The following is an 18,975-nucleotide window of genomic DNA, read 5'->3' as shown; positions in this document are numbered from 1 at the left end:
AATTTTTATGCTAGCTTATGGGGCAGTTTCACCGTCAAGACGAGATGCTCGCGTGGCGGGAAACTAGTTGCGGCTGAACACGCAGAACACGCCTTGTCACGTGGCAAGGGCTGGATTAAGTTTTGAGACAGGATGTCTGCTCTCAGTCTTAGCCGATAGGGATTTGCGGTCCATCCGTTAACACGTGCTGGGCTCGTCCCATGCGCACCGAATGCGGGGCGGCCCTTCGGGGCCGCCCCCTTTCGTTTCGGGGTTTGCGTACCGGAAAGGGGGACTCAGCGCCGCTGCGGGCACTCGGGCTTGCCGCAGGGGGTGGAGCCCCGGGCGACGTAGGCGCCGCAGATGGCGCAGGCGTGCAAGTCCTCGGCGGCGGGTTCCGGCGCCCGGGGGGCGGCGGCGCCACCGGACGCGCGGGGCGCGGGCGCCCCACCAGCCATCTTGCGCCGCTGCGCCAGGGCGCCCCACTGATAGGCCTTCCACACCAGGACGACCAGTCCGACCAGGACCACCAGCTTCGCCAGCATCAATGGCCCCGCATGGTGGTGAAGGGCTGGAGGAAAGGATGGTGGGTCATGGATGGCGCGTCTTGGGGCAACGGGGCAAGGCGGCGGAGCTTAAGCCCCCGCCGCGTGGGCGTCAAAGCGGCATGCGCCGCTGGGGCGTCAAAGCGGCATGCGCCGCTGGGGCGTCAAAGCGGCATGTCGTTGCCGTCACAGCACGCCCAGGCGCGCCAGGCGGGACAGGGCGTCGGGGGGCATGACCATTTCGCCCGCCCAATGGGCGGCCAGGGCGCCCATCTCCTCCACCGAGGCCATGACGCCACCGCCGGTGACGGCGGAGGCCAGGCGTTCCGGCAGGCGGGTTTCGGGGTCCAGGGTGGCGCCGGCCATCAGGCTGTCGGCCAGCAGGGCCTGGTTCAGGCGCCGCACGCCGGGCAAGGCCGCCTGGATCTGGGCGTCGGCCAGACAGGGGGCCAGCACATCGCCCGCCACCAGGATGGCCAGGGCCCGCAACAGCCAGCCGGCGCTGTCGGGGCCCCAATCCGCCACCGTGCGGGCCAGATGCTCCACCAGGTCCGCCAGGGTGGCGGGCCCGCCGGCCAGCACCGCCAGCACCGGGTGGAACAGGCGTGAGACCTCAGGATCGGGCGGCCCCAAGGGCAGGGTGAAGTCCGGCAGAGCGGCGCCCGGTTCGCCCAGGGCCACCAGGCGCAGGGCGCCCAGGCGGGCCACCCGCTGGCGGGCGTCCAGGGCCAATGGTCCGCGCACGAAGATGTCGCGGCGCAGCGGCTGGTTGGTGACGTAGTCCTTCACCGTCTCGGCCAGGGCCCGGGTGGGGGCCGCCGCCGCCATGTCCTGCTGCGCCCGGGTCATCATCAGGTCGGGGAAGTTTTCCACCCAGGCGGCGCTGCCGGCGTAGCTGAGCTTGGCGGCCGCCAGGTCGTCGGCCACCTGGGCGTGGTAGGCCGGCTGCCAGCCGCTGTGCATGTATTCGTGCACCAGGTAGGGCGCCGTCGCGCCGCGCAGCCGGTCAGCCCGGGCGCTGGCGGCCGCGTTGCCGCTGAAATAGCCGGCACCCTGGTTCAGCAGGTGCAGCAGCAGGTCGCGCGCCTGGTCGCCGGCGGCGGCCTTGGGGCCGGGCAGGGCCTGGCCGTAAGCGTTCAGCAGGAACTGCACCGGCATGGCCGCCGCCCATCCCGGCAGGCAGTTGTAGCTGAGATAGGCCGCCCCGCCTGGTTTCAGCCGGCGGGCAATGAGCCGGGCGATATGCCCCCGGCTCTCATCCCCCACCCAGGTATAGACGCCGTGCAGGACGACGTAGTCCAGGGGCGGCAGCAGGCCGGTGGTGTCGTTGGGCCCATCGGCCGCCAGCTCGGCGAAGTCGGCCTCGATCAGGCGGATGTTGGCCAGGCCTGCGGCCTGGGCCAGGCGCTGGGCGCCATGAATGTGGGTGGGGTTGAAATCGACGGCGATGACCGTCATGTCCGGCCGGGCCGCCGCCAGAGCCAGGGCCGAGAGGCCGTGGCCGCAGCCCAGTTCCAGCCATACCGGGCCACGCTCCCCCGGTTGGGGCGGCGCCACACCCGCCAGCACCAGCGCGGTGTCCAGCCACAGGGGCGACAGCTCCCGGTACCAGCCCCGGGTATAGTCGATGTCGGAGGCGTAGCCCCGGGTCCAGTCGGTGGTCATGCGAAGGAAACTCTCAGCGCCTGAAACACGACTGATACGGCGCGGCCCTGGCGGCGGCAAGCCCGGCTTTAGGGGTGCGGACGCCGCGCCAGGCCCTGCCACACCCCCTGCCACAGCCCGCCGGCGAAGGCCGCCAGCTTGGGCAGCCGCCCGCGTTCCATCATCGCGATCTTCACGGCGGTGGCGGCCAGGATGCGCAGGGTCCAGCCGGTCAGCGCCGGCACCGCGCGCCGGTGCAGCCGCCAGGTCCACAGCGCGTTGCGCGCCTGGAACCAGCGGCGGCGGGCGGCGTGATGGGTGATCGCCAGCGCCCGGCCGCCCGCCTGGACGTGGGTGACGGCGCCCAGCCGGTGGTCCACCAGGGCGTCGCGCACCGCCACCAGGCGAAAGCCGGCACGGCGCAGGCGCAGGGCGTATTCCACATCCACCCAGTCGATGAAGAAATCGTCGCGCAGGGGGCCGCAGGCCCGCGCGGCCCCGGCGCTGACCAAACTGCCGGATGCGGGGGCCAACAGAAGGTCGGGCAGCAGCGGACCGTCGAGTCGACGCACCACTGCCCAGCGCCGGCCATCGGAACTGACCACCCAGGGCGAGTCGGGCCCGCCATCCGGTTCCACGTTACGCGCGGCCAGCAAGCCGGTGTCCGGCGGGGCGGCTGCCAAGGCGGCGGCATAGGCAGCCCGCAGGCCGGGGCGCGGCACACTGTCCTGGTCCAGGAACAGCAGCCAGTCGGCCCCCTGGGCCAGGGCCTGGTCCATCAGGCGGTTCTGCGCCGCCGCCAGGCCGATGTTGGCCGGATCCGTGAGCAGGACCGCACCCGTCGCCGCCACCGCCCTGTCCACCCGGGCGTCATCGGCCGCGTCCCGCCCCCGCTCCTGCTGGAACAAGTGGACACGGTCGGCCGCGCCGGCGGCGGCGGCCAGGCAGGCGGCGAGGCCGTCATCGGCCCGGTAGGCGACGACCAGGGCCGCGATACGGCCGGGAAACGGGGCTGCGGAGGCAGGGGTGGGGACATCCATGGCCATCTTGGATAGCAGCCGCCCCCGGCCTTGGCGACACCCCTTCTAAGCTGCCCACCACCGGAGGGAGGCACCCCGCATTGCCGCTTGACCCGGGGGCGCGCTGTCCCCCATGAATCGCCTGATAACGACATGGGCGGCCCCGATGGGATGGGGGACCGGCCGGTTGGGGGAGCGTCGATCAGTGCCGGGTTGAACCCGGGCGCGGGATTGGCGCTTTGTTGTTTCTGGGGACCGGGGCGCCTGCGGGCGCCGACGGGACCGAAGCTGTTTTCCAAGAGGCGGGGCAACCGGCACGTGGATCAGAAGAACCCGGACCACCCCCCGGCAAGGGGATCGCAAGACGCGGTGGCCGCGCATGACCTTGAAGGGGCGCCCCTGGGCGCATCCCCCGGCAGCATGCACGTGCCCGGCACGGCCATAGACGCGGCCCCACCCCCGCCCACGAAGCCCCTGCGCGGACCCACGGGCATGGCCCTGGTCCGGGCGTTGAGCCGCATGGTGGCCCATGGTCAGTTCGGCGACGTGGCCAGCCGCCTGTGGCAGTCGCTGGCACCCCGGTCGTTCTACCGCGCCTGGACCCTGCGCCGCGACGGACCCCGCCGCACCGAGGCCGGCGAGATATCCGTGGCCCTGGCCCGCCTGCCCGCCCCGCCGCGCGTCAGCCTGATCATGCTGGGGCCGGAGAACAGCGGCCTGAAGCCCGCCGCCTGGGCCGTCGCCGTGCGTCGCACGGTCGACAGCCTGACCCGCCAGATCCACGACAATTGGGACCTGTGGCTGCCGGCCGATACCGCTGCCGATTTCCGCGACCCGCGCGTGAAGCGCCGGGGCGCCGGCCTGCCCGTCCTGAGCCAGGTGGAGGGCGATACCGTCGCCCTGCTGTCGCCCGGCGACCTGCTGCCCCGCCACGCCCTGGCACTGTGCGTGCTGGCCATGGCGCAGAACCCTGACACGCAGATCCTCTACACCGACGAGGAATGGACCGACCGCCTGGGCCATCCCCTGCGCCCGGTGCTGAAGCCCGCCTTCGACCCCGACCTGCTGTACGGGTCCAGCGGCGTCTATCCCGGCCAGCTGCTGCTGATGCGCACCGCCTTGGCGCGCCGGGCCATGGCGGTGGGCCAGCAGCCGGGCCGGCTGGACCGCTACCGTCTGTTGCTGGAGGCGACGCACCTGGCGGGACGGCAGCACGTGCGCCACATGCCGCGCGTGCTGATGCGCCACCGCCGACCCCTGCCCGTGGGCGGGCTGCCGGCCCTGCAGTCCTTCCTGGCCACCTACCATCCGGGTGCCGTGGCCGAACCGGTGACGGAGAAGGACCCCAAGGGCGGGGGCCACACCGCCCGCCGCGTCATCTGGCCCCTGCCGGATCGCCAGCCCGTGGTCAGCCTGCTGATGCCCACCCGGGACCGGGTGGACCTGCTGCGCCCCTGTGTCGAGGCCATCCTGGGCGAGACGCGTTATCCCGCCTTCGAACTGCTGGTCATGGACCATGAGAGCCGCGACCCGGAGGCCCTGGCCTATCTGGAGTCGCTGCGCGACCGCCCCGGCGCCCGGGTCATCCCGCATCGCGGCCCCTTCAACTTCGCCGACATGATGAATCGCGCCGCCGTCACCGCCGCCGGCGAGGTGCTGGTGTTCCTGAACGACGACATGGAACCGCAGCACCCCGAATGGCTGCGCGAGCTGGTGTCGCAGGCCCTGCGTCCAGACATCGGCGCCGTGGGGCCCAAGGTGCTGTCGACCAACGGCACCATCATGCACGGCGGCATCGTGCTGGGCCTGGGCAACGGTCCGGGTGCCGCCCGCCTGGCCGGGTCGCGCTTCGCCGGGCGGCCGGGTGATACCGTGGGCGACCTGGGCATCGGCCTATGCGCCCACCGCGTCAGCGCCGTGGCCAGCGCCTGCATGGCCATCCGCCGCAGTTGCTTTGAGGCGGTGGGCGGCTTCGACGCCGACACCTTCCCTATCGCCTTCAACGACGTGGACATCTGCCTGCGCCTGGAACAGGCGGGTTACGCCACGCTGTGGACGCCCCACGCCGTCCTGACGGCGCTGGAGCCCTATGCGTCCGACCGGCGGGAACGGGTGGAGCAGGAGCGCCTGGCCTTCCTGGAACGCTGGGGTGCGGCCATCGGCCACGACCGGTCCTGGAACCCCGGCCTGTCGCTGGACGGTCCGGAGGATTGGCTGGCCCTGCCCGGCCTGGTGCACGGGCCGGTGACGAGATAGCCATTCGGCGGCCGTCAGGCGCCGGGCGCGTCCAAAATCGTGAATGGCCCGGTATCGCCGGCCTGGATCAGTTGGAGGCTGCTTTTGGCAGGGTGCCGTCGGGCGGCACGTCCTCGTCCGCGCCGGTGACCGGCCGGTCGTAGGTTTCGCGTTCATAAGGGTCGACCAGCGTGGCGTCACCCAGGCCGGCCAGCCTCGCCAGCGGCTCCAGCGGCGGGGTGTCGGCCACCAGCGCCGCGGCGGCCTCATCCCCCGAAGGGTCGCCGGACGGGACGATGGCCCAGCCCATGCGGGCCCCCCGTTCCACCTCGTTATAGGCCAGCACGGTGCGGTTGCGGCCACCCTTCTTGGCCTGGTAGAGGGCGCCGTCCGCCCGCGCCAGCAGATCCTCCAGCGTCTCATCGGGGCTGCGCCACTGGGCCACGCCCAGGCTGGCCGTCACCTGGGCCACCTGCCCGTCGTAGGCAACCTCCATCTCCGCCAGGTTGGTGCGGATGCGTTCCGCCACCACCTGGGCGCCGGCGATGTCCGTCTCGGGCAGCAGCAGCATGATCTCCTCGCCGCCGAAGCGGGCCAGCAGGTCCACGGTGCGGCAGGCCTTGGCCGCCACCGCCACCGCCGCCCGCAGCACCTCGTCCCCCATGAGGTGGCCGAAGGTGTCGTTGATGCGCTTGAAGTGGTCGAGGTCGAACAGGATGACGGAGAAGGCGCGGCCGTAGCGGCGGGAGCGATCGCATTCCAGCCGCGCCAGTTCGAAGAAGCGGCGCCGGTTCAGGACGCCGGTCAGCGGATCGGTGCTGGCCAGCTGTTCCAGCTTGGTGTTGGCGGCGCGCAGGTCGCGGGTGCGGGCGGCGACGATGCGGCCCAGCGCCCGTTCGCGGCGCAACTGCGCCTCCGTCCGGATGGCCAGCACGCAGGCCATCAGCGCCACCAGGCCGAAAACCATCAGCAGCCGGAACCAGGCCTGTTCGTACCAGTGGGGCAAGACCCTGATATGAAAGGCCAGTTCGGCCATGGGCGGGATGGACAGCGCGTCCGCCGTGTTCTGGCCGGGCTGCGCCACAGGTTCGGCGTCAGGATCGAACCCGGCCGTCGCCTCCTGCCGGTTGGACAGGGCCAGGCCTGGCAGGTCGGTCCAGGCGCGCACCCGGAAGGTGTAATCACCCTGCGGCAGGTTGGTGTAGACGGCCTGGGGCTGGGCGCTATTCACCTCCACCCAATCCTCGTCGAACCCCTTCAGGCAATAGGCGTAGCGGGTGTCGTGCGGGGCGCGGAAGTCCAGCAGCGACAGGGCCAGCCGGATGGTCTTCACACCGGCGCCCAGGGTCAGGGTGCCGCCCGGCGCGGGCAGGCGGCCCGGGGGCTGCGCCTTGTGGTTCACATCCAGAGCGGTGACCGCCAGCACGCCAACGGGCACGGATGGACGGAGCATTCCGGGCCGCAAGACCGTCAGACCGCCCATGCCGCCGAACAGCACCTGGCCCCCCGCGCCACGGGTCGCCGCCTTGATGTTGAAGGCGCGGACGATGACACCGTCGCGGGCGCCCAGAACGCGGGGCGGGAAGCCGGGGCCGTTGAACTTCACCAGGCTGGCCGCGGCGGCGGCCCAGACGCCGCCGTCGCCGTCCACCGCCAGCGCGGATACGGCGTTGTTGGCCAGGCCCTGCGTCTCATCCACCACCAGCGGGGCGATTCCCGGGCGCCCGGCCAACGCGTCCCGCATCTGCGCCGGCGTCAGCACGGCCATGCCCCCGCCATAGGTGCCGGCCCACAGATTGCCGGCCCCGTCCAAGACGACATCGTTGACCACGTTGTGCGGCAGGCCGCCTATCGCGCGCCCCTGCGACGCGCGCCGCAGCGTGTGGAAGCGCGGGCGCGGCAGGCCCGCCAGATCAGCCACCGCCAGGCCGCCGGAGGTGGCCAGCCATACCGTGCCCCCGGAGGCCGTACCCCCGGAGGCCATGCCCCCGGAGGCTGTGCCCTGGGGAGCATCGGCGCCGGGCGGTACCACCAGGATCTTGTTCACCTGGTCGGCGGGCAGGCTTTCCGCATCGGCCGGATCATGGACCAGGTGGGTCAGGGTGCCGTCGGGTTGGCGGATATAGAGCCCGTCATAGCCGCCCAGCAACACGGCGGTTCCGGCGGGCGTGGCCGCCGTCGCCAGGGACAGGACGACGACGCCATCCAGCGCCGGTATCCAGGACGAGGTGCCGGCCAAGGTGGCGGGATCGATGCGGGTGACGCCGCGCCCACCGGCCAGCACCGCCCCGTCGGGCAGGACCGCCAGGCTGTAGATGTCCCGCCCCTGGTCCACCCCCGGCAGAACGACGTGGTGCAGGATGCCATCGGCGGGGTCGACCACATCGACCAGACCGCGCCCAAGGCCCAGCCACACCCGCCCCCGCGCATCCGTGGTCAGGGCATGCACGTCGGCGTCCGCCAGGCCGACGCCGCCCGGCGGGGCGGCCTGCACGGTGGAAACCAGGCGCTGCCCCGCCTCCACGCGGTCGGCGCCCCGCTGGGTGCCCACCCAGACATTGCCGCTGCGGTCACGCAGGAAGGCGCGCACGACGTCGCCAGCCAGCGAGGTCGATACCATTTCGGAATGCGCCAGAACGCCTACCCGAACGCCCACCCGCTCGTCGGCATCCAGCGTCAGGATGCCGACGCCGTCGGTGGCCAGCCACAGGGGGCCGCCGGGCCCTTCCGGTTCGGTGATGGCGCGCACGGTGTGGCGCGCCGCCAGGCTATCCGCGCCGCTAAGGCCCCTGATCGTGAACGGGCGGCCTGTGGCGGTGTCCAGGGCGAAGGCCCCATTCTCGCCCGTGCCCACCCAGACGCGGCCCTGGCCGTCCTCATACAAGGCCCAGACGTCGTCGGCCAGCGCACGCGCCAGGATAGGGTCGTCCACCGGGGCGGCCACGCGGGTGAACGCCGTCTCACCCGCGCCGCGCCGGAACAGCCCGGGATGGCCGCCCAGCCACAGGGCGCCCCGGCTGTCCTCCAGCACGGCGAACAGACGGGGGCTGACACCGCCGGCATCCGCATCGGCCACGGGCGATGCCGTGGCGGTACGCGGGTCGTAATGGTCCAGCCCCTGGTCCGACAGCACCCAGGCGCCGCCGTCGCGGGCCTGCCCCAGGGCCATGATGCGGGCGGCGGTGGCACGGTGGGCGATGGGTACGGGCCGGAAACCGTTCGCGTCGATGTCGAAGCGCACCAGGCCGCCGGCGTTCGTGCCGATCAGCAGGCCGCCGTCGTCGATGTACAGCAGGCTGCGCACATAGGCATCGGGCAGGACATAAGTGGGCGGCGGCGCGCCGGCCCCCGGCTTGCCAGCCGGCGAGCCGCCGCCAGCACTGGCGTCGGGCGAACCCCGGTATATCTGGGTGCGATAGCCGTCGAACCGCACCAGGCCACCGAAGGTGCCGAACCAGACCACGCCGTGGCGGGTCTGCGCCAGGCTGGTCACCACATCGCTGGGCAGGCGCAGGGCGGCGGGAAAATGGTCGAACTCGGGGCCGGAGAGGCGGGCCCAGGGATCAGGAGCGCCAGCGGGACCGGAGGGTTGGGCGGCAAAGGATGGCGCGGCGGCGCAGGCAAGCAGCAGCGCCAGGCCCAGCCCAGCCCCCAACCGCCCTGCCAGGGCGCCCCCCGCCCGCAAAAAGCGTCGCCCAATCATGACCGGGTCCGCAATCCCTTCCCAAGAAATCGCCCCGGCGGGCGACCCACCGGCCATGGTTAACGCCAAATGATTACCAAATCCTCGACAACCAGGCGTCCGCCCCCGTGTTCCCGTCGATTTTCTGCCTGGAGCGCGGCGCGAAGGCCAGGACCGGCGCGTACCAGAACCGGCGCGTACCGGGACCGGTGCAAAAGGTTAGGCGTCCGCCAGCGGCGGAATCTGGAAAAACGCTTCCAGCACCTGCCGTCCCGCACCCGCCCGCAACGCCGCCACCGCCTGGTCCAGACGCGCGTCGATATCGGGCAGGGCCTTTTCCGGCACGATGGGCACGAACATCGCCGGCCCCGCGCCGGCGCCGCCATCCAGCCGATAGACGCGCCCGGCCCGGTGGACGGGAAGCAGGCGATCGGGCGTCAGCACGAAACGGACGCCGGCCACCAGGGCCACCTGATCCAGGAAATAGCCCAGCACCGGACCCCCTTTGCGGCTGCGGTCCCAATGATACAGCAGCAGGTCGGCCACGCCCTGGGCGAAGGCCCGGGCCACGTCCCCCGGCCCGACCACCACCAGGCCACCGCCGACCGCGTCGTAGGGGGCCGCCAGGTTTGCGGGGCCCCAGGTGGCCGCGACCGGGCGGCCGGCGGGCAGGGCCGCGACGAAGCGGGCGGGGTCGGACAGGAAAGCGGCATCGATGTCGGCGACCACCAGCGGCGCGCCATAACGGTCCTGGATTTGAGGCAGCCGCAGGAAGCGCGCGGCGGTTAGATAGGTAAGGCGTGTTTCATGGTGGAGATCCGCGTCCAGCGCCTCCGTCGACCATCCCAGGCGCAGGCCGGGCGCCGACGCCGCCAGGAAGTCGAGGTCGTCCGTCGCCGGGCCGCAGATATGGACATGCAGGCGGGCGACGGCGGCGACGGCGGCGATGGAGGCCGCCAGGAAGGGCAGGAAGCGGCGCACATAGCCGCTGTCGGCCGCCACCAGCACCACGGGCTCGTCGGCGTCGCCCGGCGCCGTCCGCCCCCAATGCAGCGTGGCGTCGAAGCCGGCGCGCAGAGGGGCGGCCGCGGCGGTCCAGCGTTGGAAATCATCGCCCAGGGGAACCTGTGCCGCGAAGGGCAGGGCCCGCTCCAAGCCGGCGAAACAGTCCCGCGCCCGGCGCTCGTGCCCCAGGCGCAGGGCGACGCATCCATCCAGGAAGATGAACCAGGGATCCAGCAGAGGGTCACGTCCCATGGCCGCCGCCGTCACGGCCGCCACCAGCCGTGGCAGGCGCGCCGCGCCATCGGGTTTGCCCAACAGATGGTTGCCGGTCTCCAGCGCCAGGTAGTAGGCGCTTTTCCAGAAATAGTCCCGCGCCCGCCATTCCGTCGCGACCCAGGCGACCAAATGGCCCAGGGCGTCCCATGCCTGATCCGTCACGGGCGCGACGTCGGCCAGCAGGCGGGCCAGGCGGTGGCAGTCCTCCATCCCCGCCGCCCCGGTGCCCGGAACCAGGGCCTGGATGTCGGGCAGCAGGGCCGCCGCCGCCGCGATCTCGCCGCGGGCGACCAGCAAGGTGGCGTGGTTGCTGGCCGCCGCCGCGCGCAGGTCCGGCGCCAGATCGCCCATGGCCAGGAGGGCCGCGTAAGCGGACACCGCCTCGCCATCCCGCTGGGCCTGGCGCAGCAGGCGGGCGCGGGCGAACAGCAGGTCGGGGCGGTCTGGCGCCAGTGCCAGGGCGCCATCGAGGACCGCCAGCGCCTGGTCCGGCCGTTCCTGCCGCTCCCGCAGCTGCCATAGCGCCTCATGGGCCATGAGGTTAGCGGGCCCCCGATCCAATACCGCCTGGAAACAATCGGCGGCGGCCTCCAGCCGGCCCAGACCGGCCAGCACCTGACCCAGGCCGAAGCGGGCGGGCAGCAGATCCGGCGCCAGCACCAGCGCCGCCTCGTAGGCCGCGGCGGCGTCCTGCGCCCGGTCCCGCTTGTGCAGCAGCGCGCCCTGCGCCTGCAGGCCTTGCGCCGCCATCGACGGATCGCTCACAGACAGCCCGGGAACGGACAGCCCGGCCTGGTAGGCCGCCAGCGCCGCGTCCTCCTGCCCCTGCGCCTCCCGCACGCGGCCCAGCGTGATGTGGGCCCCGGCCGCGATCGTCCCCGTCGCCAGGGACAGGGCGCGGGCCAAGGCGGCCGCCGCCGCGTCCAGGCGCCCCAGGGCGTGGAGGCAGCGCCCCTGGTCCAGGGCCAAGGCCGCGTCCTCTGGCACCAGCCGGGCGGCGCGTTCGAACAGGCCGGCCGCCTCATCCTTGTCCCCTGGGTCCCCTCCACCTGGGCCCCCTGGGCCAGCTGCCTCGCCCCGGCCGGCCAACAGCCGCGCCAGGGCGGTCAGGGCCTCCGCCTGGTCCGGCTGCCGGGCCAGGACGGCGCGGAACTGCGGGATGGCGGCCGCCGTCCGGCCGGACGCCATCAGCGCCTTGGCCAGGGTCAGGCGATAAGCCACGGCCTCCGGCCGCAACACCAGCGCCCGCTCCAGCCCGGCCGCCGCCGCGTCGAAGTGGCCGGCCTGCGCATCCAGCACGCCCAACAGGTAAAGGGCGTCGGGGGTATCGGGCGCAACGGCCAGGATCCGGCCATAAAGGATGCGCGCCTCGGCCAGACGGCCCGCCTGATGATGATCCAAGGCGGCCTGCAGCGCCTCAGCGATGGTCGCCACGGCGACACCCCTTTCCCCAAAATGCCCCAGAGAGCCCCTTCCCCCACACCGCTGGCGCGGGGGTCGACTTATGGTAAACTAACGATTGTTGACGCAGTCTCGACCAAAGAGGCCAGGCCGCACAAGCATGTCCAGGGAAACGGCGTCACCGCCGGCCCCGATCCCCGATGTCCGGCGCCGTCCCCAGGAGGGGCGGCGGCCGCGTGACGCTGACCAATCCCGCCGCTATCGCGCCACCCGCCAGAAGATCGCCCAGTTGAACGAGGCCGTGCGCGCCCTGGGCGCCGATTGCGCCCGCACCCTGGCGGCGGAACCGCACGTGGACGAGGCGTATGCCACGCTGCGCCGCCTGTCGCCCCTGTTCAGCGAGGTCCTGTCCTTCGTCGCCGTCATCGGCACCCAGGTGGACGCACTGGAGGAGCCGCGCCGCACCGAGGCGATGGAACAGCTGGCCCTGCTGGAACGCCACTTGGCCCGGCTGGAGCTGGAGACCAGCGCCACGCTGATGGACCAGCTGGCGGCCTCGACCGCGCCGCGCGCCCTGGGCACGCGCCATGTCATGGAGCGCTGGCTGGCGGGGATGGAAGGCCTGGAGGCGAAGCTGGACCAGGACGGCCAAGCGCGGCTGGAGCATATGCGCGCCCAGGCGCGGGCGGTGGCCGACGGCTGCCCCGCCCTGCCCGACTTCTCCACGGCGCAAATGCCGTCCGGCGAGGGCGGGCGGGCGGATACCGTCCCCTTGCTCGCCCGTGCGCCCGCGGCGTCCCGGCCGGACACCGGCGCCGTGCGGCTGGCTTTCCGCACGGGTGAGAAGGGGGTGCATATCGACCCTGGCCAGTCGCACAACCTGGCGGCGGAGGTGCGGCGGCTGAAGCTGCAGGTGGCCATCGCCGCCGTGCTGGACATCACGCCTGCCAACGTGGCCCTGGTGTTGACCGGGCATGACCCTTTCCGCGCCGTCCAGGCCACGGCCTTGGCCGATGTGCTGCGCCGGTACATCGGCGCCGACCGGCTGGTGGTCAGCGGGCCTTGAGCCTCACACTTCCTCGCGGCGGGCATGGGCCAGCAGCCAGCAGCCCAGCAACGCCAGGGCGACGGCGCCGCCGGTGGCCGACACGGCCAGCCAGCCGCCCAGGCCCCACGCCAGGCTGGCCACGGCCGAGCCGCAGGCGCCGCCCACGAAATAGGTCGTGAGGTAGACCGTGGTGACCCGGCCCCGGGCGCCATGATTGCCCGCGTAGATGACGCTCTGGTTGGTGATCTGCAGGCCCTGCACGCCGATGTCCAGCAGCAGGATGCCGGCGGTCAGCGCGATCAATGACCAGTGGGTCAAGGCCATCAACCCCCAGGCCGCCAGGCAGGCGGCGGCGAACAGGCCGGTGGCCGCGTGGGCATGGCCCCTGTCGGCCAGGCGGCCCGCCCGGCTGGCGGCCAGCGCGCCGGCCAGGCCCGCCAGACCGAACAGGCCGATGGTGGCCTGGTCGAAATGATAGGGCGCGTCGCTGAGCACAAAGGTCAGGCCCGTCCACAGCACACTGAAGCCGGCGAAGCCCAGGGCCCCCATCAGCGAGCGCCAGCGCAGCACCGCGTCCGTGCGGGCCAGGTGCAGGACGGAGGCCATCAACCGGCCGTAGGGGATGCTGGGACGGGCGGGGTCGGCCGGCAGCGCACGCGCCAGCAGGGCGCCCAGCACCGTCATCACCACGGCGGCGGCGATATAGACGGCGCGCCAGCCTGCGTAATGGGCGATGGCGCCGGCGATGGTGCGGGCCAGCAGGATACCCAGGATGAGGCCGCTCATGACCGTGCCCACGGTGCGGCCCCGGCTGTGGTCCGGCGCCAGGGACGCGGCGAAGGGCACCGCCACCTGGGCGGCGCAGGACAGCACGCCCACGCCCAGCGACGCGGCGGCGAAGGTGAGGAAGCCGGGGCTGGCCGCGGCCGCGAGCAACAGGACGATACATAGGGCCAGCAGCGTCAGGATCAGGCGCTTGCGATTGTGGGTGTCGCCCAGCGGCACCACCAGCAGCAGGCCCAGGGCATAGCCCACCTGGGTCACCGTCACCAGCATGCCCGCCGACCCAATGCCCACCTGGAAGCTGGCGGCGATATCGGCCAGCAGCGGCTGGACGTAATAGATGTTGGCGACCACAGCGCCACAGGTGATGGCGAACAGCACGGTCAGCCCGGCGGACAGGCCGCCCGACGCGGTTTGGCGAAACGTGCTTTGGGGGGACACGGTCATGGGACGGCGGACCTGTGCTGGGGACAAGGGCGGCCGTTTTCAGTACCGGGGATCGGTTAAATAGGAAACGGTTAGTTGCGAAAACCAGACCCACCCCGGACGGGGGCTTGACGGCGGCTTAATTCAGTCCGCGTCCACCACCCGCAGCAATGGCCAGCGTTCCAGCCAGCGCTTCTCGCGCACCCGCTGGCGCAGAATTTCGTACTTGGCGCCCCGGAAGGTGGGCGTAGGGCGGATGAGGCGGCCGAACAGGTCGTCCAGGCCAAAGGGCGCGAGAATCTCCAGCGCGTCCTCCGGCGTCAGGCGTATCGCCACGGCCGTGGCCGTTTCCGGCCAGTGGCACAACGCATCGGCGCAGCCGGCATAGGGCGCGTCGCCATTGCGGCAGTGCATGCGGGCCTGGTTTTTCACCGACCAGGGGACATCGGGCGCCAGGGCCAGTAGGCGGTCGGTCAGGTCGCGATCCACCGCGATGGACGGGCGCGCGGCGTCGAACCACACCACATCCACGTCGCTGTCGGGCGCCCCGCCCGCCGGTTCGGGGATGGCCTGCGGACGGTGCAGGTGGTCCCACACGGCGTTGCGCACGAAGCCGGCGCCAATCCAACAATCCGGCAGGTCCAGGGCGCGGACATGGGCCAGCAGCCGCATGCGCCGGGCATCGTCCCGGATCACGGCCTGCAGGCGATCGCCATAAGTGAGCTGGTGCATGCGACCCTTCCCCATCCTGCGCGGGAAAAAAGAATGGGCCCCGCCGGTTAGCCGGCGAGGCCCCTGAAAGATATAGGTCTTTCCTCATAAGGGGTGAGACCGCAAAAGGTCACACCCCCAAAATTTCGCATTTATGCAAATTACGCGATCTTAGAACTTCTTGCGCACGGAGACGAACACGGCGGCCGGGGCGCCGGCCTGCAGCGTCTGGAAGGAGCCCGTCGGGTCGCTGACGGTGTAACCGTTGGTGCCGATCGACGAGACGTAGTGGCGGTCGAACAGGTTGGTGACGTTGCCCTGGATTTCCAGGTCACGCTGCCAGCCGCCACCCTGGAAGCGGTAGCCGAAGCTGAGGTCCACGGTCATGTAGCCCGGGACCTTGCCATCGTCGATGTAGGTGTAATAGCGCTCGCTCATATAGTTGCCCGAGATGGCGCCGAACAGCATGCCGTTGTCGAACGACAGTTCGGCCTTCACCATGTTCTGCGGGCTGTCCACCGTGATCTTGCCCTTGGTGGCGGCGTACAGGGTGCCGTCGCCGTTCAGGGTATCATCGTCGTAGGTGGACTTGTTGTACGAATAGGAACCGTACAGCGACCAGTTCTTCACGAACTTCCAGGTGCCGGCCAGCTCGATACCCTTGGAGGTGACGCCGCCCACGTTGGACAGGGCCGACGGGTTGCCCTGGATGCCCGAGCCCACGGTGGTGGCCAGCAGGCGGTCGTGGAAGCTGACGTAGTAGGCCGCGGCCACCGCCTCGAACGTATCGACGTGGGCGCGCGTGCCCACTTCGAAGGCGTCGGAGGTTTCGGGCTTCAGCTTGTCCTTGATGGCGTTGAAGCCGGACTGCGTGGTCGAGAACGGACCGTCGGTGTGCGAGCTGACGAAGGCGCGGGCGTTCTTGGCGTAGTCGCCGAACAGCTCGGCCTCGTCCGACAGCTGGTAGTTGAAGCCCACCTGCGGCAGGAAGCCCTTGGACGTGTCGATGGAGCCGTTGATGATGTCGCTGGCCGAGGTGTAGCGCTGCGTCTGGCTCTCGTTCTCCACCTTCATCGACTTGAAGCCGTAGTTGATCTTCAGCTTGTCCAGGGCCTGCCAGGTGTCCTGCAGGTGGAACACGTAGGTCTTGGTGTTGAAGGTGTACTGCCACTGGGTGGCGAAGGGGTTCTCCTGGAACTCATCCGCCGTGCGGCCGGGGCTGTTGATGCCCAGGCCGTAGAAGCGGCGGGCCTGGTCGAAGTCGTTGTTCTCAAACCACAGGCCGCCTTCGATGGTGTGGTCGGCCAGGGTGTAGGTCAGGCTGTCCACCGTGCCGATGCGCGACACCGTGTATTCGGTGGTGCGCATGGAGATGGGGGAGCCGCCGAAGGCGGCGGGGGTCGCCAGGTAGGGCGTATCCCAGGTGCCCATGCCCTTGTCATGGTGGCCGTAGACCATGGCCTTCAGCGACAGGCGGTCGTTGATGGGGTATTCCAGCTGGGTCGAGCCGATGATGTCTTCACGGTTGCCGGCGCCGTCGAAGTAGACGTCATCGGGCGTGGAGTAGGGCGCCGGAATGGGCTTGCCCGCCTGGTAGGCGGTCGCGATGGCCTTGGCCAGCGTGTAGTTGTCCGAGATGTTGTCCAGCTTGTAGCCGAACTTGCCGATCAGGGCCAAGGACAGGTCCTGGTAGTCGTTCTCATGCCGGTCGGAGTAGTTGACCATGGTGGTCAGCGTGCCCTCGCCCACCGGCTGGACGAACTTGCCGTTGGCCTGCTGCTGCCACTGCTCGCCCTGGCCCTTCCACTTGTTGCCGTGCTGGTAGTCGTAGCTGAGGTAGCCGCGGCCGCCGCCGTCGATCTCACCCGTTTCAATGCGGCCGAAGGCGCGCACCGTGGCGTTGCTGCCGTAGCTGACGGCGGCCAGGCCACCGGCGGTGGTCTCCGGATCGGCCGACTTGAACTTCAGCGTGCCGCCCAGGTTGGAGGTGGAGGCGGTGTCCAGGGCGCCGGTACCCTGGGCCATCTGGGTAACGCCCAGGTTCTCGGACGAAATGGCGCGGCTGATGTGCAGGCCGTTGTCGTTGGCGTAGCTCATGTCACCCAGCGGGATGTCATCGAGCGTGAAGCCCAGCTGGTTCTGGTTGAAGCCGCGCACGGAGATGCGCACCGCCCATTCGTAGGCGCCGTACGGGTCGGCGGCCTGGTAGTTCACGCCCGGCAGCTTGGAGATCACCTTGATGGGGCTGGCGCCCGGAACGGCGATCTGCATGTCCATGGGCGTGATGGCCTGCACCTGGCGGGTTTCGCCCCGGCCGAACACGACGATTTCCTGCATCGCATCGGCATCCGCCGCGGCGTCCGGCGCCGTCTGCGCGAACGTGGCGCTCGAAATACCGAGGATGAGCAGAGACACACCCGCCAACAACCGATTCTTCAGCATCGAATTTCCCCCTTCGATTTATTTAAAATCTTCCCCATCCGGTAATACACAGAAGTGATATGGTCACCTTTATGTCCGGCTTGAAAGCGCATGCTGCATAGCAACGCGATGTGAATATTTTAAGACAGTGCGATTACCGATCCGTTTACTGGCAACGGTGTGACATTTCGGTATACGGCCTTCCGTCACACGGGCTGCGGGCGCTTCACCCCGGGGTGGTCGTGGCCGGTGCCTGCCAGCGACTGAGCGTGCGCGTCCATCGCCGGCGGGGCGGCGGCGCCCAGCAGCAACGGCGATAGGGCCCGGCGGCGGCTCACCAAGATCATGGACGATCATCCAGCGAGGGTTGGGAGAGCGTCCGTTACGCCATCCGCTTGAAAAGACGGCGACATATTGGTTAACGATTCATGACCGTCTGGGCACCGGTGTCCGACGCTGGCGTCACCAGCCCGGCTGGGGCACCTTAGGCGCCAAGGGCCGGCGCGCCAGGAGAGAGGTCATGCGTATCGTTCTGTTCAAGGGCCAGTCGCAGTACGGCTCGCTTCGGCTGCATATCGACCAGCTGGCGGCGGCCCTTGCGGCCATGGGACACGAGGCCATCGTGGTCGACCTGTTGCTCCCGGACGGAATGGCGCGGCTGAACGCCGCACTCAGCCAGCCGGTGCAGTTTTTCTACTCCCTGAACGGCATGGGGGTGGATATGCGCGTCGGCGACCAGACGCTGTACGATGCCGTCGACAGCCTGTTCATCACCCTGCATGTCGACCATCCGGTGCATCTGTGGCCCCGGCTGGAAATCAAGATGGACCGGCGGCTCATCGTCAGCTTCCTCGACGAAAGCCATGTCAAGCTGGTGCGCGACAGCTTTCCCCCCGAACATTTCGCCGCGCTGTCGCTGATGCCGCCGGGCGCCAACACCAGCATTCCGCCAGCCATGCCGGACGAGGAAACGCTGTTCCAGGACTGGGCGGCGCGGCGCGACATCCCCCTGCTGTTCACCGGCACCTACCGGGGCACACCCCGGCGGGAATGGCACAGCGCCGAGCGCAACTTCGTCACCACCCTGTTCGATGACGCCGCCGACCTGGCGCTGAGCCAGGACACGCTGTCGCTGGAGGATGCCATCGACCAGGTGATGGCCGTCCGCGACACCAGCCTGACCCCCGCCAGCCGAACACAGTTGATCCGCAAATCACGCGAGGTCTACCGCTATGTGGAAGCCTATCGCCGGCACCAGTTGCTGGTGACCTTGAACGCCGCCGGGGTGCCGCTGGTGGTTTACGGCAAAGGATGGGAGGACCGGCCCTTCCCCGCCTTCGATTGGCGGGGCGAAGGCAGTTTCGAGGAGACGTTGCGCCTGCTGCGCCGCACCCGCATGGTGCTGAACAGCAACAACAACTTCGTCGCGGGCGGACACGAACGGGTGTTCGCGGCGCAGGTCAACGGCGCCGCCGTCGTGTCCGACACCAGCCGCTACTACGACCGACACTACACCGACGGGCGTGACATGTTGTTCTATCGCTGGACCGCCCTGGAAACCCTGCCCGGCCGCATCGAGGCGGCACAGGCCGACCCGGCCGGCTTGGCGGCCGTAGCCCGGGCGGGCTTCCGCCAGGCCGCCACGCACCACACCTGGGACGTCCGCGCCCGCCACATCCTGGATTTATTCGCGGCCGTCAACATCCTGACACGCTAAATCCCGATCCGTTCAATCTTGGTCCACCGACCGGGGGCGGAGTCCATGACCCGCTGCGTCATAGTGGCGCAGCGGGCGCGCCG

12 protein-coding genes are annotated in these 18,975 nt (G+C 70.5%); 3 read left to right on the top strand and 9 right to left on the bottom strand.

Annotated elements, in window-relative coordinates; all coding sequences use genetic code 11:
* Positions 1-275: 275 nt before the first annotated feature.
* The 3 genes from FBZ89_RS14465 to FBZ89_RS14455 form a co-directional block, all read right to left on the bottom strand.
* A complete protein-coding gene (locus FBZ89_RS14465; protein WP_145750686.1) occupies positions 276-524 on the bottom strand; it encodes a hypothetical protein in 249 nt (82 codons plus the stop codon).
* A 186-nt stretch (positions 525-710) separates the two neighbouring features.
* Positions 711-2,189 carry a class I SAM-dependent methyltransferase gene (locus FBZ89_RS14460; RefSeq protein WP_145750685.1) on the bottom strand — a complete coding sequence of 493 codons (1,479 nt, stop codon included), beginning with the start codon at positions 2,187-2,189 and terminating at the stop codon, positions 711-713.
* Between the two features lie 68 nt (positions 2,190-2,257).
* On the bottom strand, positions 2,258-3,214 hold the full coding sequence (locus FBZ89_RS14455) for a glycosyltransferase family protein (RefSeq protein ID WP_145750684.1): 957 nt from the start codon (positions 3,212-3,214) through the stop codon (positions 2,258-2,260).
* Positions 3,215-3,556: 342 nt separating this feature from the next.
* Between FBZ89_RS14455 and FBZ89_RS14450 the strand changes: the two genes are divergently transcribed.
* Complete coding sequence (locus FBZ89_RS14450) at positions 3,557-5,443, top strand: glycosyltransferase (RefSeq protein ID WP_186457368.1); 1,887 nt, start codon at positions 3,557-3,559, stop codon at positions 5,441-5,443.
* A 67-nt stretch (positions 5,444-5,510) separates the two neighbouring features.
* Here the strand turns inward: FBZ89_RS14450 and FBZ89_RS14445 are convergent, their stop codons facing one another.
* Positions 5,511-9,125 carry a ligand-binding sensor domain-containing diguanylate cyclase gene (locus FBZ89_RS14445; RefSeq protein ID WP_186457367.1) on the bottom strand — a complete coding sequence of 1,205 codons (3,615 nt, stop codon included), beginning with the start codon at positions 9,123-9,125 and terminating at the stop codon, positions 5,511-5,513.
* Positions 9,126-9,323: 198 nt separating this feature from the next.
* On the bottom strand, positions 9,324-11,819 hold the full coding sequence (locus tag FBZ89_RS14440) for a tetratricopeptide repeat protein (protein WP_145750681.1): 2,496 nt from the start codon (positions 11,817-11,819) through the stop codon (positions 9,324-9,326).
* A 127-nt stretch (positions 11,820-11,946) separates the two neighbouring features.
* On the opposite strand from FBZ89_RS14440, the gene FBZ89_RS14435 reads away from it, so the two are divergent.
* The gene (locus FBZ89_RS14435) at positions 11,947-12,852 is read left to right on the top strand and encodes a hypothetical protein (RefSeq protein ID WP_145750680.1); all 906 of its coding nucleotides are present in this window, start codon (positions 11,947-11,949) and stop codon (positions 12,850-12,852) included.
* 3 nt (positions 12,853-12,855) lie between these two features.
* Here FBZ89_RS14435 and FBZ89_RS14430 read toward each other — a convergent pair whose 3' ends face one another.
* The 4 genes from FBZ89_RS14430 to FBZ89_RS30890 all read right to left on the bottom strand — a co-directional run bounded on the left by FBZ89_RS14430 (position 12,856) and on the right by FBZ89_RS30890 (position 17,522).
* Positions 12,856-14,064 (bottom strand): MFS transporter, encoded by a 1,209-nt coding sequence (locus FBZ89_RS14430; RefSeq protein ID WP_145750679.1) that lies wholly within the window; start codon positions 14,062-14,064, stop codon positions 12,856-12,858.
* Between the two features lie 123 nt (positions 14,065-14,187).
* Positions 14,188-14,775 (bottom strand): nucleotidyltransferase family protein, encoded by a 588-nt coding sequence (locus FBZ89_RS14425; RefSeq protein ID WP_145750678.1) that lies wholly within the window; start codon positions 14,773-14,775, stop codon positions 14,188-14,190.
* A 150-nt stretch (positions 14,776-14,925) separates the two neighbouring features.
* Complete coding sequence (locus FBZ89_RS14420; RefSeq protein ID WP_145750677.1) at positions 14,926-17,196, bottom strand: TonB-dependent receptor; 2,271 nt, start codon at positions 17,194-17,196, stop codon at positions 14,926-14,928.
* Between the two features lie 185 nt (positions 17,197-17,381).
* Positions 17,382-17,522, bottom strand: a complete 141-nt coding sequence (locus tag FBZ89_RS30890; protein ID WP_186457366.1) for a hypothetical protein — start codon at positions 17,520-17,522, stop codon at positions 17,382-17,384.
* 173 nt (positions 17,523-17,695) lie between these two features.
* On the opposite strand from FBZ89_RS30890, the gene FBZ89_RS14415 reads away from it, so the two are divergent.
* Positions 17,696-18,892 carry a glycosyltransferase family protein gene (locus FBZ89_RS14415; RefSeq protein WP_145750676.1) on the top strand — a complete coding sequence of 399 codons (1,197 nt, stop codon included), beginning with the start codon at positions 17,696-17,698 and terminating at the stop codon, positions 18,890-18,892.
* Positions 18,893-18,975: the final 83 nt, after the last annotated feature.

Source organism: Nitrospirillum amazonense (assembly GCF_007828045.1).
In the GTDB taxonomy this organism is placed as follows: domain Bacteria; phylum Pseudomonadota; class Alphaproteobacteria; order Azospirillales; family Azospirillaceae; genus Nitrospirillum; species Nitrospirillum amazonense_C.
Note: the sequence above shows the minus strand (reverse complement) of the source record. Positions and strands in the feature narration are given on the sequence as shown.

Coding starts and splice junctions, on each gene's coding strand:
- FBZ89_RS14465 (WP_145750686.1), bottom strand. CDS start 524: ATGCTGGCGAAGCTGGTGGTCCTGGTCGGACTGGTCGTCCTGGTGTGG.
- FBZ89_RS14460 (WP_145750685.1), bottom strand. CDS start 2,189: ATGACCACCGACTGGACCCGGGGCTACGCCTCCGACATCGACTATACC.
- FBZ89_RS14455 (WP_145750684.1), bottom strand. CDS start 3,214: ATGGCCATGGATGTCCCCACCCCTGCCTCCGCAGCCCCGTTTCCCGGC.
- FBZ89_RS14445 (WP_186457367.1), bottom strand. CDS start 9,125: ATGATTGGGCGACGCTTTTTGCGGGCGGGGGGCGCCCTGGCAGGGCGG.
- FBZ89_RS14435 (WP_145750680.1), top strand. CDS start 11,947: ATGTCCAGGGAAACGGCGTCACCGCCGGCCCCGATCCCCGATGTCCGG.
- FBZ89_RS14430 (WP_145750679.1), bottom strand. CDS start 14,064: ATGACCGTGTCCCCCCAAAGCACGTTTCGCCAAACCGCGTCGGGCGGC.
- FBZ89_RS14425 (WP_145750678.1), bottom strand. CDS start 14,775: ATGCACCAGCTCACTTATGGCGATCGCCTGCAGGCCGTGATCCGGGAC.
- FBZ89_RS14420 (WP_145750677.1), bottom strand. CDS start 17,196: ATGCTGAAGAATCGGTTGTTGGCGGGTGTGTCTCTGCTCATCCTCGGT.
- FBZ89_RS30890 (WP_186457366.1), bottom strand. CDS start 17,522: ATGATCTTGGTGAGCCGCCGCCGGGCCCTATCGCCGTTGCTGCTGGGC.
- FBZ89_RS14415 (WP_145750676.1), top strand. CDS start 17,696: ATGCGTATCGTTCTGTTCAAGGGCCAGTCGCAGTACGGCTCGCTTCGG.